The 16,003-nt window shown below is 42.7% G+C and carries 15 protein-coding genes; 4 read left to right on the forward strand and 11 right to left on the reverse strand.

Annotated features, from left to right (window positions below):
- Nucleotides 1–180: 180 nt before the first annotated feature.
- From CXM95_RS17475 to CXM95_RS17505, 6 genes are all read right to left on the reverse strand, one after another.
- Nucleotides 181–360, reverse strand: coding sequence for a hypothetical protein (locus CXM95_RS17475; protein ID WP_101699517.1), 180 nt, complete (start codon nucleotides 358–360; stop codon nucleotides 181–183).
- 92 nt (nucleotides 361–452) lie between these two features.
- Nucleotides 453–782, reverse strand: coding sequence for a hypothetical protein (locus tag CXM95_RS17480; protein WP_101699518.1), 330 nt, complete (start codon nucleotides 780–782; stop codon nucleotides 453–455).
- Nucleotides 783–826: 44 nt separating this feature from the next.
- Nucleotides 827–1,030, reverse strand: a complete 204-nt coding sequence (locus tag CXM95_RS17485; protein WP_034871981.1) for a hypothetical protein — start codon at nucleotides 1,028–1,030, stop codon at nucleotides 827–829.
- Nucleotides 1,031–1,279: 249 nt separating this feature from the next.
- Nucleotides 1,280–2,770 (reverse strand): DNA (cytosine-5-)-methyltransferase, encoded by a 1,491-nt coding sequence (dcm, locus tag CXM95_RS17490; RefSeq protein ID WP_101699519.1) that lies wholly within the window; start codon nucleotides 2,768–2,770, stop codon nucleotides 1,280–1,282.
- A gap of 356 nt (nucleotides 2,771–3,126) precedes the next feature.
- Nucleotides 3,127–3,330 carry a hypothetical protein gene (locus CXM95_RS17495; protein ID WP_086338795.1) on the reverse strand — a complete coding sequence of 68 codons (204 nt, stop codon included), beginning with the start codon at nucleotides 3,328–3,330 and terminating at the stop codon, nucleotides 3,127–3,129.
- Nucleotides 3,331–3,583: 253 nt separating this feature from the next.
- Nucleotides 3,584–4,498, reverse strand: a complete 915-nt coding sequence (locus CXM95_RS17505) for a LysR family transcriptional regulator (protein WP_101699520.1) — start codon at nucleotides 4,496–4,498, stop codon at nucleotides 3,584–3,586.
- Between the two features lie 116 nt (nucleotides 4,499–4,614).
- On the opposite strand from CXM95_RS17505, the gene CXM95_RS17510 reads away from it, so the two are divergent.
- On the forward strand, nucleotides 4,615–6,276 hold the full coding sequence (locus CXM95_RS17510) for a malolactic enzyme (RefSeq protein WP_279612812.1): 1,662 nt from the start codon (nucleotides 4,615–4,617) through the stop codon (nucleotides 6,274–6,276).
- 13 nt (nucleotides 6,277–6,289) lie between these two features.
- Nucleotides 6,290–7,570, forward strand: coding sequence for a 2-hydroxycarboxylate transporter family protein (locus tag CXM95_RS17515; protein ID WP_101699522.1), 1,281 nt, complete (start codon nucleotides 6,290–6,292; stop codon nucleotides 7,568–7,570).
- 180 nt (nucleotides 7,571–7,750) lie between these two features.
- On the opposite strand, the gene CXM95_RS17525 is transcribed toward CXM95_RS17515, so the two are convergent.
- Both CXM95_RS17525 and CXM95_RS17530 read right to left on the reverse strand, forming a co-directional pair.
- On the reverse strand, nucleotides 7,751–9,133 hold the full coding sequence (locus CXM95_RS17525; RefSeq protein ID WP_176257016.1) for a lytic polysaccharide monooxygenase: 1,383 nt from the start codon (nucleotides 9,131–9,133) through the stop codon (nucleotides 7,751–7,753).
- A gap of 277 nt (nucleotides 9,134–9,410) precedes the next feature.
- Nucleotides 9,411–10,934: a flavocytochrome c gene (locus CXM95_RS17530; protein WP_101699523.1), complete on the reverse strand. Its 1,524-nt coding sequence runs from the start codon at nucleotides 10,932–10,934 to the stop codon at nucleotides 9,411–9,413.
- A gap of 481 nt (nucleotides 10,935–11,415) precedes the next feature.
- Here CXM95_RS17530 and CXM95_RS17535 point away from each other — a divergent pair, with 481 nt between their 5' ends.
- The gene (locus tag CXM95_RS17535; RefSeq protein ID WP_008381850.1) at nucleotides 11,416–11,835 is read left to right on the forward strand and encodes a phosphate-starvation-inducible PsiE family protein; all 420 of its coding nucleotides are present in this window, start codon (nucleotides 11,416–11,418) and stop codon (nucleotides 11,833–11,835) included.
- Between the two features lie 15 nt (nucleotides 11,836–11,850).
- Here the strand turns inward: CXM95_RS17535 and CXM95_RS17540 are convergent, their stop codons facing one another.
- The gene (locus tag CXM95_RS17540) at nucleotides 11,851–13,656 is read right to left on the reverse strand and encodes a sensor histidine kinase (protein ID WP_101699524.1); all 1,806 of its coding nucleotides are present in this window, start codon (nucleotides 13,654–13,656) and stop codon (nucleotides 11,851–11,853) included.
- Between the two features lie 53 nt (nucleotides 13,657–13,709).
- Here CXM95_RS17540 and CXM95_RS17545 point away from each other — a divergent pair, with 53 nt between their 5' ends.
- A complete protein-coding gene (locus CXM95_RS17545) occupies nucleotides 13,710–14,426 on the forward strand; it encodes a response regulator transcription factor (protein ID WP_008381846.1) in 717 nt (238 codons plus the stop codon).
- On the opposite strand, the gene citG is transcribed toward CXM95_RS17545, so the two are convergent.
- Both citG and CXM95_RS17555 read right to left on the reverse strand, forming a co-directional pair.
- Entirely contained in the window at nucleotides 14,403–15,266 is an 864-nt protein-coding gene (gene citG, locus CXM95_RS17550; protein WP_233499072.1) for a triphosphoribosyl-dephospho-CoA synthase CitG, read from the reverse strand. The genes CXM95_RS17545 and citG overlap by 24 nt on opposite strands.
- On the reverse strand, nucleotides 15,259–15,954 hold the full coding sequence (locus tag CXM95_RS17555) for a GntR family transcriptional regulator (protein ID WP_101699526.1): 696 nt from the start codon (nucleotides 15,952–15,954) through the stop codon (nucleotides 15,259–15,261). The genes citG and CXM95_RS17555 overlap by 8 nt, the downstream gene beginning before the upstream one ends.
- Nucleotides 15,955–16,003: the final 49 nt, after the last annotated feature.

Raw genomic sequence — 16,003 nt, forward strand, 5'->3', positions numbered from 1 at the left:
GCGAAGTTTGCCATCATTTGAAAAACCTAATAATTTTACGATTTTTTTGGGGGCTTTTTCATCCAGTGTATCTCGCCTTTTGTCTGATTTTAGTTTACCACGTATTGGGTAACGGTTTCACTGATAAATGTAATGAGTGAAAAGTGATAGCACTTCAATGAAATAGAAAATAAAATGCGGTCACTTTCTAAGTGCAGGAATCTCAAATCCCGCTTTTTCTTGCTCAAGCAACATATCTAAAGCGATACACATTAATTTCGATTCACTTTTCTTGTACTTGGTGTTCAAGTGCTTCAGTCCCTGCTTCCTCTTTTCATTAAGCGTTACAGGAAGACATGTGTTTCCTTTTGCAATAGCCATAACTTGCTCTCCTTCATTGAAACGATCGTAGATTTGATAAAAGACGCAGCGAGCGTAAATCACACTCGCCGCAGCTTTGAACGGACTCTTTTCTACTGATTGTTTTTCATGACTTCCTTTGCTTCATCTGTAAGGGGAAAGACTTTTGCAACAGCCATGCCACAAGGAATTGCCCCTACAGCTTCCTCACAAATGACACCCGCTTCTATCAGTACCTCTTCAATGCCCGTATTTTCAGACCACCCTTTGATTGCGACGAAATCTTGTCTGATTCCGATACTCGTGTTTACCGTAGCCGTAGCAAGCAGCTCTTCTTCAGACTGACCTCTTCTTTTCTTAACCAGTTGAATCGCTACATTGTTATTATCTTCATAGTGATCAAATGTCACAGTACATTTTTTCTTATTTAAAACGGCGTTCATAGTTTTTCCTCCTAAAGATAAGGAGTTACAAGGCAAAACCCTGATTATTCAGTGATTTCTTCTTTTAATTGATCCGCAAGTTTTGTAAGCTTTGCAGCGTTATCGAATCGCATTCTTTCTATAGAAGATTTCTTGTGCATCAAATCAGAGACAGTCATTGCTTTGACTCCGGATCTATTCTTGATTTCAGTGATCGAGTGACCGCTTTTAAATAGCAGCCATTCAATTTTTTCTTTATCTGCATACATATTTTTTCCTCCTGAAAGGAGTGTGACAATTAAAGCTTGCCACTACTCGCAATTATGGTATATTTTGAGTAGTAGCGTCCCGTGAAAGGATTTGTTACTGTGCATTTATTCTGTTCCCAGCAGAATAAATGCTTTTTTTGTTCCGTCTATTTTTAATTAAATCCCTCCTTAACCTAAACGAAATAACGGTATACCGTATATCTATTATATCACGGCATACCGTTCTTTTTAAGAACTATCTTTAATTATTTACCTTTCGCTAAAGCGATCAAAAGCCGTCGTATCATTTATTTCGAAGTGTTTTGCTATGAAATAAATGACTGATACAGTAACCGAATTTCCAGCTTGTTTGTACAGCTGACTGTCCGAAGTTTTTTGATCGTATCTGCAGTTATAGTGATCAAGCCCGTTACTGATTATTTCTTCAGCGATCTGCCTACTACCGAATTTCGCTGATAAAAAGGCCCAATCAGGAAACGACTGCAGTCGCCAACATTCAAGTGGTGTTAGTTTCCGGATCTGAAAATCTTCGGTTACTACTGCTTGCTGATCACCTGTAACGACGGTATTTGCTTGCTGATTTCCCACACGTCCCCGACGTTTTGTAGATTTAGGATAAGCGAAATTAATACTATCGCCTGGTAGTGCTGCAGTATAGCCTTTTTTCGTGGCTTCTTTCACCAGTATTTTGGGTTCGTGGCCGCCACCACTCATGGTGGTAAGTGTAGGGCATAACCCTTCTATGGAATGGATCGCTGCAGCTGATCGATAGGAACCATCGATCGACCCTGCCACGATAATTCCGTGACGATCTTGTGTGGTTAAAGTAAACATAGGCGCTTCATTTTCCTTCATTCTACGGCCGTTTTGACGAATAGTAGCTTTATCTGGCGTTAGTATCGGGATCGCAATTTTATTTCCTTCTCCTTTGTTTGTGGTGATCGTAGGACTAAGTCCTGAAGCGTCATACACTTGGCCATTCATTCCGCCACCGCTTGGATTGATGTTGCCAACAACGATTTGTTTCGGTGTTTTGTAGTCCGTTGCGGTCAAAGTCCCCATCAGACCATCCGTGTAGTACGTTCTTTCTCGTGTAAAACGACTTAAATCATTCGCTGCATGTGTCGTTCCAGCTAAACGGATCCTTCCTGATTTTTGATCAGCTGATCCTTCTTCTCTTGTGAGAGGAAAAATCTTTTTGGTACCTGCTCCTCTAAGATGTCCGATAATAAATACACGCTCTCTGTTTTGGGCGACAAACTCTTTGCTGTTAAACAGTTGCCATTCCACGTCATACCCCAATTCATCCAGGGTTCGGAGGATCGTCTCAAACGTAGCCCCTCGTTCATGGTTGAGGAGTCCTTTGACGTTTTCAAGGTATAAAAGCTTAGGTCGCAAGATAGATGCGAAGCGTGCAATCTCAAAAAAGAGAGTTCCTCTAGTATCTGAAAAACCTTTTCTTTTTCCTGCAAGGCTGAAAGCTTGGCACGGAAATCCTCCCGTGATAATGTCCACACGTCCGATTCCTCGAATAAATTCATCTGAAAGTTTTGTGATATCATGCATTTCTACCTCCTGTTTTGTGTCAAAAATTGATTGATAACTTTTTCTGGAATGGCCATCGATCTCACAATACCCAACACATCGAAAGCCAGCTTGTTCCATTCCTAAACGAAATCCTCCGATTCCTGAAAAAAGATCTAAAAAGGTGCCTTTATTTTCTGTTGTACCATTTTCCATTGTTCACTCAGTTTCTTCATGCGCATGAAAGGTATTTCAAGTACCTGATGGATTAAGAATACCGAGAAAATGGATGGTTAAATTTCGGAACAATGGTGGTACTTAGACCTTTTTTAAGAAAGAAAAGCGATCTTTTTTGCCCTCCACGTTCCAGCCGCCTCCACCACTTAGGAGGGCAAAAAAAATAGACTTGCAAGGCACGTCTGTAGAGCAAAAGGTTGATATTTCACTGAAATCTTGCTATAATTACTATGTAAAGAGGAGTTGCGCTAACTACTCCCCTACAGCACCGTTTAAGACGGTGGCCAGTTTTAATTAATTGTTAAAAATAATCGTCCGCCGGCTAAAGTTGACGGTTATTTTTTTGCACTCTTTTTTCGTTTCTTCTTGCTTTTACGCTTAGAAGAACGAGTGTTTATAATCGTATCTGCTAGTTTCACACATGCTTCGATTAAACCAATAAAGGCTAATAAAACAGGCGCTATTGCTAACAAAATGCCGATTATATCTACACCTTGCAAAAGACTGCTCCTTTCTTCAGATTTCGATAGTACATTCATAATGCACCACCTCACTTTCAAAAAAAGCGCCACCGTCACAAACTTTACTGTACTACTATTATACCAAAAACACACGCTATAAACCGATAGTTATCAAGGTTTTTAGCGTTTTTTCATGCGGTAAGAACAGCCCAAATAAAGGAATTTTTTCTCGTTTCATCGGTTAAAGAAATCATCCATTTGTTTTTTCTACTTTGAAAGATTTTTCTTACCTCAAGAACACATACCTACACCATTTTTCTCTGACCTTACCTCAAAAAATCCCCACTCCTCCCTCTTCCTCCTCCCAAGACAGCTCATCCAAGATCCTAATCAACTTTTGAACCTCTTGATTCAACATCGCACTCTTTAAATAGGCATATTGAATATAAAAAATTTCCTTATCTTCAGGGACTAGCGGTATTTTCACTAAGCCTTCCATTTCTTGAAACACAGGAAATTCCGTCATCAAGGTAATGCCAATATTGGAACTGACCAGCTGGCCAATCGTCTGGACGTCTGAAAAATAAAAGGGGACTTCCGGCTTCTTCTTTGATTTCTCACTTAAATTCTGAAAAGCGCGCATGTGGGTATAGCCTTTTTCCAATAGGATAAAGGGATATTCGGCAGCTTCTTCAAATGAGATTTCCTTTTTCTTAGCTAATGGGTTTTCTTTTGACACAAAAATAAAGAATTCTTGCTGATGCAATAATTTCACCTGCAGATTCGGGTGGACGAGGGGATTGACACTGCCCAGCAAGCTAAAATCGATTTTTCCCGATAATAGTTTTGAAAGCAATTCATTGGATCCCCCAGATACCAAGTGAAATTTCGAAATAAAGCGGATGATCTCTTTTTCATCTAAGAGTTTTGAAAAAACTTTGGAACGAATGATCGGCGGCAAACCGATGTGGGTCCGGTTGTTTTTAGCATGGTCGATGGCTCGGTCCAAGGTCACAAATTCATCTAAGATATACTGTGCATGAGCCTTCAAAATTTCCCCCTCCGTCGTCAATGAGATGGAGCGATGCGAGGCTTCTCGCACAATCAAATCACAGCCATAATGCTCTTCCAAGCGTTTGACAGCGTAGCTGACGGTTGGTTGACTGACGGCAAATTTATGCGCCACTTGGGTAAAAGAAAGCATATCTGCCAAAGCGTTAAAGTATTCTAAATCTCGTATATTCATCGTCTGATTCCTCCCTTAACCGGTTTAAACTAGCAGCGGTTTTGTTATAAATAATTTTTATTATACCACCGATAGTTGACTATAATTCTGTCCGAGGATTAAAGTAGCTAATGGAAATGAACGAGTACTCAAAATATATCTATTGGAGGAACATAATGAAAGCACATGACATTTTAAATAACCCATTTTTAAACAAAGGAACCGCGTTTACACAAGAAGAACGAAAAGAACTAGGATTGATCGGTTTATTGCCCCCTCACGTGCAAACGATCGAAGAACAAGCAGAACAAGCCTATTTGCAATATGTCACAAAAGAATCAGACATTGAAAAACGTCACTTTTTAATGGAGATCTTTAATACCAATCGGACATTGTTCTACTATTTGTTCAACCAACATATCGTTGAATTCAATCCGATCGTCTACGATCCAACGATTGCTGATACCATTGAAAATTACAGCCGCCTATTCGTTGATCCTCAATATGCAGCATACTTAGATATCAATCATCCAGAAAACATCGAAGAAACGTTGAAAAATGCCGCTGGCGATCGGGACATTCGCTTGATCGTAGCCACAGATGCTGAAGGAATTCTTGGGATTGGTGATTGGGGTGTCCAAGGTGTCGATATTTCTGTCGGTAAATTGATGATTTATACCGCAGCTGCTGGGATCGACCCTGCTTCTGTTTTACCAATCGTGATCGATGCCGGTACCAACCGTAAAGAATTGTTAGAGGATCATTTGTATCTAGGCAATCGTCAAGAACGTGTCTACGGTGACGCTTACTACCAATTCATCGATCAATTTGTTCAAACGGCAGAATCATTGTTCCCTAAACTTTACTTGCACTGGGAAGACTTTGGCCGTTCAAATGCTGCAACGATTTTGGACAAATACAAACAAACGATTCCAACTTTTAACGATGACATCCAAGGAACGGGAATCGTTGTACTGGGCGGTATCTTCGGCGCGTTAGATATTACAGGTGAAAAATTAACGGATCAAGTCTACTTATGTTATGGTGGTGGTTCCGCTGGTGCCGGGATAGCCAGTCGAGTCCATGCGGAAATGGTCAGCGAAGGGCTTTCAGAAGAAGAAGCCTACAATCATTTCTTTATGGTTGACAAACAAGGGCTTTTGTTTGATGATATGTCCGATTTGACTCCTGCACAAAAACCATTTGCTAAAAAGCGGGCTGACTTTGCCAATGCTGGCGATATGACGCAATTGATCAATGTCATTAAAGTCGCAAAACCAACGATTTTGGTCGGTACTTCAACCAATGCCGGTGCCTTTACCAAAGAAGTTGTGGAAGCGATGTGTGAAAACACTGCTCGTCCAGTGATTTTCCCTATCTCGAATCCAACCAAAAAATTAGAAGCAACGGCTGAGCAAGTAATCGAATGGTCTGATGGAAAAGCCTTTGTGGCAACCGGTGTCCCTTCAGGAACAATCCAATACAAAGGAGTCGACTACCAAATCGGCCAAGCAAACAACGCCTTGATCTATCCTGGTCTAGGGTTAGGTATGTTGGCTTCAGAAGCCTCTCTCTTGACCGACGAAATGATTGGTGCCGCTGCTCACTCATTAAGTGGTTTGGTTGATCTGAGCCAACCCGGTGCACCTGTTCTTCCACCATTTGAATACGTTGCGGACGTTTCCATCAAAGTGGCTGAAGCAGTTGCCAATAAAGCCAAAGAACAAGGACTAGCCCAAGCGCAAGAAACCGATATGGCAAAAGCTGTCCAAAATCTTAAATGGTATCCAACATACTAGGAAGGTCTGAAAAATGAATAAATTAAAAACGATGACGATTTCGGGAATTAGTCTTCCCTTGTATCTCTTTTTCATGGTTGTCATATTCAGTGCGATTGCCTTAGACAAGTTGCCATTAAATATGGTTGGGATCACCATTTTACTGGTTGCCTTAGGACACCTGCTGTATTTCATTGGGGAAAAACTCCCGATCATGAATTCTTATCTTGGCGGTGGGTCAGTTTTTACCCTGCTTGGTGCCACCCTTTTAGCCTCCTTCCATCTCGTACCCACGAAAGTCATTGACGCGGTCAGTGACTTCATGGGGGGCGGTTTTGGCTTTCTTGATTTCTATATTGCCGCTTTGATTTGCGGCTCGATTTTAGGTATGAACCGCAATTTGTTGGTGAAAGCTTCTACGAAATTCATTCCTGTTGCTTTGATCACCATGGTAATAGGCTTTTTCTCCGTCGGCCTTGTCGGTATGCTGCTAGGCAATGGATTCGCTGATTCGGTGATGTATGTGTCTCTACCAATGATGTCTGGCGGGATGGGTGCGGGAATCACCCCACTTTCACAAATTTATGCTGATGGCTTGGCAAACGGTAATCAAGCCGCCATCTTTTCTCAATTAGCGCCAGCAGTTACTTTCGGGAATATTCTTGCCATTATTGGTGCTTTATTTATCGCAAAGACCTTTGCTAAAACCAAATACAATGGCCATGGCACCCTGATCAATGCCACGAAAGAAGAATTAGAAAAACCAAAAATAACGCTTGATGCCCAACAAATCGGGGTTGGGATGCTGTTTTCCTTCTCACTGTTGGTCGTTGGTGCAATTTTAAGCGACTTTTTCCCTAAAATTCACGAGTATGCCTTTATGATCGTGATTGTCTTTATTCTGAAAGCCTTGAACATTGTCCCTAAGAAACTCGAAGATTCTGTGGTGATGTTCAACAATGTTGTAATGACGAATTTGACCCACGCGGTCTTGGCGGGGATTGGTTTGGCATTGATCGATCTGTCAACATTGGCCTCTGCCTTTACTTGGCAATTTGTCGTGCTTTGCCTAACCAGTGTCGTATCTATGGGGGCTGCCAGCTGGTTCTTCGGGATGGTATTGGGGATGTACCCCGTTGAAACCGCAATTGGCGCCGGTATGATCAACAACTCGATGGGGGGAACAGGTAATATCGCTGTATTGTCTGCCTCTGATAGAATGGAAATGATTGCTTTTGCCCAAATGGCCAACCGTTTATGCGGTGCGATCGTGCTGATTCTAGGTGGAATCTTGATCCGTTTCTTCTATTCTTGATCTAAAACAAAAAACAGGTGCTGCTACGCATGATGCATAGCAGCACCTGTTTTTGCATTCCTCAAACGAATTCGTCCAATTGGTTGCACGAATCGAACAAAGATTCAGCCATTCACTCATAAAAGAGCCAAAAAGAGCAGTGCCTCCGCACTGCTCTTGCTTTCCTGATTCATTCAAGGGTTACAGCTTCTTAAACAAGGTTGGTGCTTGATCAGGAGACCAAGTGGTGTCCCCGTAATTTGAGTGGGTGTTAATCACGACATAATTGCTGCCTTTATGGCTCACGATTTCACCACTTGTATACACTTCTGGTGCAGAGAATGTACCTAGTTTCCACACACGGTATTCTGACTCCCCGCCTCCAGGTGTTTCAGTTTCTTCTTTGGCATTGGTTTTCACGCTCAGCTGGTTACTGAAAGCGGATTGTTCGCCCGTTTTGCTGATTGCTTTGATTTGGTAATTGTAGGTTGTATCCGCTGCTAGATTCGTGTCTTCATAGGTTGTCCCTGTGGCTGTAGCAATTTTTACGCCATTGCGGTAAACGTCATATCCAGCGATCCCATTTGTATGAGTCGATGCTTGCCACATTAAGGAAACGCTGCTGTCTGTCACGCTCATTTGGTGCAGGTTGCCTGGTGTCGAAGGGGTTTCGACTTGATTGTCTGCTGAGGTAGTCACTTTCACTGCAGCACTTTTTTCTGAAACTAACGCAGTAAAGCCGACTGCTTCTACTTGATAGCTATAGGTTGTGTTGGCTTTTAATTGTGTGTCGGTAAAAGTTGGCTCAGTAGTCGTTGCCACTAAGGCACCATCGCGATACACGTTGTATTCTTTCGCATCGGTTTGACCGTTCCATGCTAAAGCCACCGTGCTGCTAGTCACTCGTTCTGAGCGGACATTTGCTGGTGCTGCTGGTTTTTCGGGAATGACCGTTGAGCCGGAAACGTTGACGTCGATCACGTTATAAAAGGCATTTGGCGTATCGGCAACATCCCAGACCGCTAAAATGACATGGTAACCGAGACGATTTTCTGGAATGGTAATGGTATGGCTTGGGCTATTGCTGGCAGCCGAACCATCGTGATTCACAGTAGCGATCAATTCCAAGCTATCTCTCGAAAGTGGCGCGTTTTGATCCCAACCTGGTTTCGTGATATAGTAATGCCATTTTGTGGTCTTGTGAGGCGCTGTATAGTGCCAATTGACCCGCAATGGTCCTTGATTGATGTCTTGTTTGGTCCAACGATTGGTTCCTTGTTCATCAAGAACAAAGTCCCCGATTTGTCCGAGTCCACCATCTGCCGAAGCGATACGACCATCTACTGGTCCTGCTTCTGGAAAGCCCTTTTTGGTTTCCAATGATTGTGGGTTTGAAATGACATTGCCATATTTTTCAAACGCAGCGCTCCACCCTAACGTATTGCGATCCAAAGACCCTTGATAGCCCCGACTGACCGGTGATTCCACATAACCATGAGCAAATACTTGTTTCCCCGTGAAGAACAAGGTCCCTCCAAGTAAGATTGCCACCCCGACCGACCATTTTACCAATGCGTTTTTCATACTCTGCCTCCTAAAATTTTTTATCATCGAATAAACCAATCCTATCCGTTTATTCCTTGATTCCGATTCATTGAAAAGCAAACCCTACATTTATAAATAGTTTATTTATATATGTATGATAAACGACTTAATCATTATAAGATTATAATGACTAGTTTTCCGTCCTTTCAGTTAGAAATACAAAAAAACTTGAAACGATTCTCCTCCTAATCACTTAACAGGATTCGTTCCAAGTTTCTTTCTTTATAGACGATCTTTTTTAGGAAAAAACAGCCGCTTATTTCCCGTTTTCTTTCACATAGTCAGAGGATTGCGCGCCTGCTTGGCGACCAAAGACCATAATGTCGGCTACAGCATTGCCGCCGATTCGATTTTGTCCATGGATACCGCCGGTCACTTCACCTGCTGCATACAAGCCAGTGATTGGTGTGCCATCTTCTTTCAACACTTGGGTCTTCGTATTGATCTTGACGCCGCCCATAGTATGGTGGATCCCAGGTGCAATTTGAATCGCATAGAATGGTCCTTCCGTCAAATCATAGTCCATCGCCGTTTCACGACCGAAATCTTTGTCGGCTTTGTCTGCCACTGCTTGGTTCCATGTATCTAAAGTTTTCTTCAAGGTTGCTGGATCAACATCAATTTTTTCAGCTAACGCTTCGATGGTGTCAGCTTCTACCACTACACCTCGTTCTTTGTAGTAATCGACTTGTTTGGCTCTACCTGCTAACGCATTGTCAAAAATCAAGTAGGCATAGCTTTCTGGCAGATCCGTAATAGCAGCTGAAACATTGTCGCGGGTTTCTAATTCATTGTAGAAACGTTCCCCTTGTTGGTTCACCAAAATGGCGCCTTCTCCACGAACGGTTTCACTGATCAACATCCCTGTATCTTGAACCACTGTTGGATGGACTTGGATTTGATCCATATCAACCGTTGCGCCGCCTAATTCTTCGATCATCTTGATGCCATCGCCTGTACTTCCTTCAGAAGTCGTGCTGACATAGCCTTTCAGATCTGGACGATATTTTTCGATCAGTTCTTTGTTGGAGCCAAAACCACCAGTAGTAACAACCACTGCATCACCAGCGATTTCTTTTTCTTCGCCATTGATTTTCACGTTGACGCCAGTGACTTTGCCGTCTGTTTCATTGATTTTTGTCACATCAGCATTTACAAACAAAGGAATTTCTTGCTCATGAATGTTTCTTAACAGGCCATCCACCAAATACGTACCGACTGCTGAACCGTCGTGAGGGCGATGGATCCGTTTCACACTGGCACCGCCGCTATAACTGATATTGTCTAAAGTGATCCCCATTGAATCCAACCAATCAATCGCTGAAGCAGAGTTGTCTACTAAATAATGCAGCAATTCTTGATCGTTGGTTCCTTTACCACCTTTAAGGGTATCTTCAAAAAATTGTTCATTCGAATCTTCAATGCCTTGGGCTTCTTGGAATTTGGTTTCTGATGCGTTCATTCCGCCAGAAGATTTCAAGGTATTTCCGCCTGCGATCGGCATTTTTTCTAAAATGACTGGATTCATTCCAGCATCTTTAGCCGACAAGGCTGCTGCCATCCCTGCACCGCCAGCACCAACGATGACGATATCATATTGATCTTTTAACTCTGCTGGATCGGTATACTCTTGTTGGGAAGCACCTGAAGTGACTTCACTTTCTGAAGAAGAGCTTGCCGCACTGCTGCTGGCTTTTGTTCCGCCATCGGCACCACATGCACTAAGCAACAATAATGAGGCTGCCCCAATCACCCATTTTGACCATCCACTTTTTTTCATTTGTTTCCCTCCGTTTTTCTTTTTGCCCTTTTCTCCTCACTGATCCCCGTCATATATGATGAGAAAAGAGGCATTTTTCTTGCGAACCCTGCTTAACTTGTTACTTTATTAACAATGATAAACATCTTGCGATCGGACTATTTTTCTATTCGATAGCGATAAAAACATTGTTTAAGCAACATTTAAACAGAGTTCTATTTTATTTAACCATTGTAACAAAAAAAGAAACTAAGTGTCTCGTAATAATTTGTGTATATTTTAACTATCCGTTCTCATCTTTTTCTAATTTTATCGGAAAAAGATACTATATTTTCCTCGCTAATTTCTGCTATTCAAAGCTGCCACAAAGGTCCCGCTCATAGAATGACCGTTAAGTTCGCGGTCAAAAAGATATTGTCGCGATTGTTCTTTCACTGTTCTTTTCCCTTTGTCCTGCGCCTTCTTTTGTATAATAAAAGAAAAAGCAGAAATGGAGTGGCAAATGGAAAAATTGACCCGGATGTTCGAGCGAGTGATCAGTATCTGTATTGATAGCATGTTAGCGATCTTAGTCGTTGTCGTCTTGATTTTTATGGGAAAAGCGATTTTTATGATCAGCACGACGCTCTTTCCTTTAAGTGAAGCGCCCCACCTGTCCTTTTTGATTGAAGAAATTGCCACGTTATTCATTTTGTTAGAAATCATTTTGATGTTGCTGCGGTATATGAAGGACGGACACCATATTCCCGTCCGTTACTTGATTTTGATCAGTATTACTGCGATTTTGCGCGAGCTATTGTTAACGCAAGGCATGGCGAACGATGCCCTATTTTTTGCTCTAGCGATTTTTGTCTTGGTACTGGTCTTGCTAGTCCTGCAAAAAATCAATGCCTTCCAGCATGCCCAAGAAAAAGACCACTGAAACTAGCCCGTCGGATCAGTTGGGCTCAGTGGCTTTTTCGGGATCAGTTAGAGGAATACCAATATAAAAGGTGGTTCCTTTAGGCGTACTTGTAACATCGATCAACCAGTCGTTTTTTTCCACGATCGAAGAGACAGTAAAGAGTCCTAGACCAGTACCGCCAGTGGCACTCTTGGTCGTGAAAAAGCGGGTAAAGATTTTTTCTTGGATCGCTTCTGGTATGCCGGGACCGTTGTCGACGATTTCGATCAAAGCAAACTCCTGTTGTGCGGAGAAAGCTTGCTTACGAAATGGAAAGGTGGCGCTTTCTGTCGAAGTGGGACTCAATCGAATGCTACAATCGGCATTTGCTTGGTACACATTCATCAACAAATTGTAAATGATGACTTGCAGATCGATCTTCTCGTAGACGGCATATCCTACTTCTTGGATATCATACGTAAGGGAAAAGGCTTTTGGCAACAGTGCGCGCATAGTATCGATGGCTTCTGTCAAGGTAGTAGCGATCGACTGCACAGTTTTATCGGCACTTTCGAGTTTCGAAAAACGCAGCACATTGCTGGATAACTCTTTGCCTTTTTCCGCCGCTTTGCAGACTTCTTGCAAGTCCTCCACTAAGACTTCATCGTGTTGGTTTTCCTCGATCAGCAATTGCAGATGACCAATCATTGGCGTCAAAAAGTTGTTTAGGTCATGGACGATCGAGGTCGTTAGCAAGCCAATGGTTTCCAGTTTTGATTCTTGCAAAATGTTTTTTTCGATTTCGTGCTTTTCTTTTAACAGCCGTTGTCGTTCTTTCAATGCTTGGTTTTCGACATAGGCTTGATTGCGTTTCATGTAGTTTTTGATCAGGACGGTCAATAAAATCATAATGACAAACAACAAACCCAGTAGGCCGATCAAAATCAAGTTGTCTTGTAAGAAGAGACCGCTTTGCTCCAAAAAATCGGCATTGCTAGCGACGATCAGCCGACTGTCGCCGATGGTGATCCATTGATAAGCAGCCAATTTCAGCACTTTTTGCAGTGTTTCTTCGTTCCACCAATAAGAATAATAGACGGAGGTGCCTTCTTCATTGTCGATTTGTTCTTGCTCCAAGCGCTCAAGATCGGTGAAATCCAGCTCTGGAAATTCTTTTTTGCGGCTCTCAACGATGGAAAAACCAATTTGTTCGTCCGATGGGTGCATAACGATCCGCATATCGGCGTTTTTGACCATCGTATAGCCGGAAACATTGCGATCGGTGGTAAATTCATGATGATACATACGCTGCAGATTCAAAGGCATCACAAGAACCGCTTCTTTGTCGTCAAGGGTTAAGGACTGATACACATTTAAATAGGCCTGCTTGCCATCAAAATAGACTTGCCCATTTTGTACTTGTCGTCCTGCCAATACTTTGTCTAAGGATGGGTCTTTAAATAACAGTTCCTGCATCGTTGGATCTTGTGGTTTATTTATAGACGTTGCGGTATTTTGGGCGATGACCTGACCTTGTTGGTCTATCAAAAACAATCCGACCATGGCATTGTTCGCGGAATTGATCACTGGTAACGTTAAGGGGCGCTGCAAATCAGCCAAGGCGGCACCTTCGAGGTGGTCATCGGCATAATTGGCAAGAGCCATGTGGTACGATTCGATACTACGGCTGATCAGCTTGATCGCCGCTTGGTTGACCGTTTCTAACTGCCGCAACCCGACGGTTTCAGCTTGTCTTTGTGCGCTTTTATAACTTGTAAAGGTAAAAATAAGTCCAATCAATGTAATGAATAAGGTAGCGACCACGCTTAAATACAGCCAAAACTTTGATGGCGGTTTCATTGTAAACCCCTTTCATATTTACTATAATACTATTGATACAGGAGGCGGATATTTTGCGAGATGAAAAAATTTTAATCGTTGATGATGACCCTGCTATTCGGCGGCTGATTTGGAAATCTTTACAATCGACGGGCATTTTGATCTACCAGACTGATTCCGTTGAAAAAACGATTGCGATCAATTCTCGTGTCAGCTTTGATCTTTTTTTACTGGATATCAGTTTGGAGCATGAAAATGACGGCTATCATTTGGCACAACTGATTCGAGAAGAAAACCCCACGGTGCCGATCGTCTTTTTGAGCGGTAAAAGTGACGAAAAAGATATGATCAACGGCTATGAGATCGGTGCCGATCACTACATTACGAAGCCTTTTTCACCAGCACTCTTAAAAGCACAAATCGTTTCGATTCTTGATCGCCGCAACGTGCTGCGAGAAAAAGGGATCGCCAAACCGGAAGGGGATCTGTGCAGCGGCATGTTTCGTTTTGACCAAAAACGCTATCAGTTTTTCAAAAATGACCAGCCCATCAAGTTGTCTTCAAAAGAAATCATGCTGATGCGCTTTTTCATGGAAAATCCGGATCAAGTGTTCTCGAAAGAACAGATTTACAGCAATGTTTGGCAAGATGGCCAATTCGATGCCAATACCGTGATGGTTTTTATCAATCATCTGCGAAACAAAATTGAAGATGAGCCGAAGCAAGCCCGTTTTTTGAAAACCGTTTGGGGGATCGGCTATACCTTTTTACCAGAAGGAGACGCCTTCTAGCTGCAAGAAATAAAGGGCCAAGGCTAAAAGATCCGCCGACCCGCCAGGACTCAAATGGCGTGCGATCAACAATTGATCATAGGTCGTTAATTCACGAAGCAAGTCTGTATCCGACAGATTGGCTTGGTGAATTTTTTGCATTTCCTGCTGCACGGTCTTCATCGCCTCGTAGCCGCCTCGGTGGACGAGGTTGCTGTCTTCGGTTTCACTCATTAGATAGACCAACCCTCGCAACAAGGAAACGGAGGTTTTTTGTGGTTGCTGCCGTAAGTACTCCAGCAATTTTTTAACCGTTGGATAACCAGCTGCGGCTTCTCCACGAATCCCCATCGTGCCGTAGGTCAAATAATTTTTTTCTCCGTAAGACAACTGGTCTTTGTGGGTGATTTGCTGCAGGTCTTGCTTGACCAAATGCTGGCAGATGTTGGCGGCAAGCCGCAGGATCTGATTAGTATCTTCAGCCGTCAGCACAGCCTTGTCATGCTGTTGATAATAGACTCCTGTCGCCCCCAACAAAACTGCAAAGGAAAAGTTCGCCCCTTTGTGGGTATTGATGCCTTTGGTTGCCTGAAGCATCGCTTCTTCTGCTTCTTGACCGATCCCACGTAACTGGTCAAACAGCTGGATCAGGGCGCCTGTATGGGCAAAGCCAGCTTGGCTATAGCGCTGAAAAAAAGGCGCCAAACAAGTGATACTGTTGATAAAGGTAAACACATTCATGTCCTGATGCGCACCAGAGGAGCAAGGATCTACTAAACCAGGCTTGGGTGCTAACGCTACCTCATAATGCAGCGCATTGACTGCATAGCTGCTGGCGATAAAAAGACGGGAATCAGTCAATTTTTCTTCGCTCCATTTCAGCAAGAATAAATTGCAGGGAGTGATCCAAATGTTCATGGGTCAACAACGTGATCTGTTCCGCGTCATTGGTTCTCATGCCGCGATAAATCAGCCAATGTTCCGCCAATGCCGCATCCCTTCTTCTAGAAGAGCGAATCGCAATGTCACGAAAATAAACGAGGTACGCTTGCAGATCCAGCACGATACTTTTTAACCGCAGCATCTGGCTTTTTTCGTAAATAAACGCATTGAAGTCAGAAAAGTTTTTCAAGACCCCATCCACATCATCCTCACGATTCAGCTGTTCGCCATGTTCTAACAAGCAGCGCATCTCCCGGAAATCTTCCTCACTCATCAAGGCCATTGCTTTGATAGTCGCCAATGTATCCAATGATTTGCGGATATCGTAAATCTCATAAGCATCTTTGATACTGATCCCTTTTACGACGATGCCGATTTTTGGTACGTGTTCCACCAGTTTTTCAGCCACCAGCTGAGTCATGGCGTAACGAATTGGGGTCCGGCTGATGTTTAACGTATCGGAAAATTCTTTCTCATTGATGCGAGAGCCTGCGGGAATGTCTCCTAAAATGATGGTTTTTTTGAACGCTTCATAGATCAAATCTTTTAATGGTTTATTTTTGGTCAGATCCAGATTTTTATTTACTGCATCAATAATTGGATTCATGATTTACTCCTATCATACTAAAAACAAATGAGATTTTTGGGAAAAAATA

It is taken from the genome of Enterococcus sp. CR-Ec1, assembly GCF_002850555.1.
In the GTDB taxonomy this organism is placed as follows: Bacteria; Bacillota; Bacilli; order Lactobacillales; family Enterococcaceae; genus Enterococcus_D; species Enterococcus_D entomosocium.

Bases quoted from the DNA above. Each gene is read 5' to 3' on its own strand.
- CXM95_RS17475 (WP_101699517.1), bottom strand. From the start codon at position 360: ATGGCTATTGCAAAAGGAAACACATGTCTTCCTGTAACGCTTAATGAA.
- CXM95_RS17480 (WP_101699518.1), bottom strand. From the start codon at position 782: ATGAACGCCGTTTTAAATAAGAAAAAATGTACTGTGACATTTGATCAC.
- CXM95_RS17485 (WP_034871981.1), bottom strand. From the start codon at position 1,030: ATGTATGCAGATAAAGAAAAAATTGAATGGCTGCTATTTAAAAGCGGT.
- dcm (WP_101699519.1), bottom strand. From the start codon at position 2,770: ATGGAAAATGGTACAACAGAAAATAAAGGCACCTTTTTAGATCTTTTT.
- CXM95_RS17495 (WP_086338795.1), bottom strand. From the start codon at position 3,330: ATGAATGTACTATCGAAATCTGAAGAAAGGAGCAGTCTTTTGCAAGGT.
- CXM95_RS17505 (WP_101699520.1), bottom strand. From the start codon at position 4,498: ATGAATATACGAGATTTAGAATACTTTAACGCTTTGGCAGATATGCTT.
- CXM95_RS17510 (WP_279612812.1), top strand. From the start codon at position 4,615: ATGAACGAGTACTCAAAATATATCTATTGGAGGAACATAATGAAAGCA.
- CXM95_RS17515 (WP_101699522.1), top strand. From the start codon at position 6,290: ATGAATAAATTAAAAACGATGACGATTTCGGGAATTAGTCTTCCCTTG.
- CXM95_RS17525 (WP_176257016.1), bottom strand. From the start codon at position 9,133: ATGAAAAACGCATTGGTAAAATGGTCGGTCGGGGTGGCAATCTTACTT.
- CXM95_RS17530 (WP_101699523.1), bottom strand. From the start codon at position 10,934: ATGAAAAAAAGTGGATGGTCAAAATGGGTGATTGGGGCAGCCTCATTA.
- CXM95_RS17535 (WP_008381850.1), top strand. From the start codon at position 11,416: ATGGAAAAATTGACCCGGATGTTCGAGCGAGTGATCAGTATCTGTATT.
- CXM95_RS17540 (WP_101699524.1), bottom strand. From the start codon at position 13,656: ATGAAACCGCCATCAAAGTTTTGGCTGTATTTAAGCGTGGTCGCTACC.
- CXM95_RS17555 (WP_101699526.1), bottom strand. From the start codon at position 15,954: ATGAATCCAATTATTGATGCAGTAAATAAAAATCTGGATCTGACCAAA.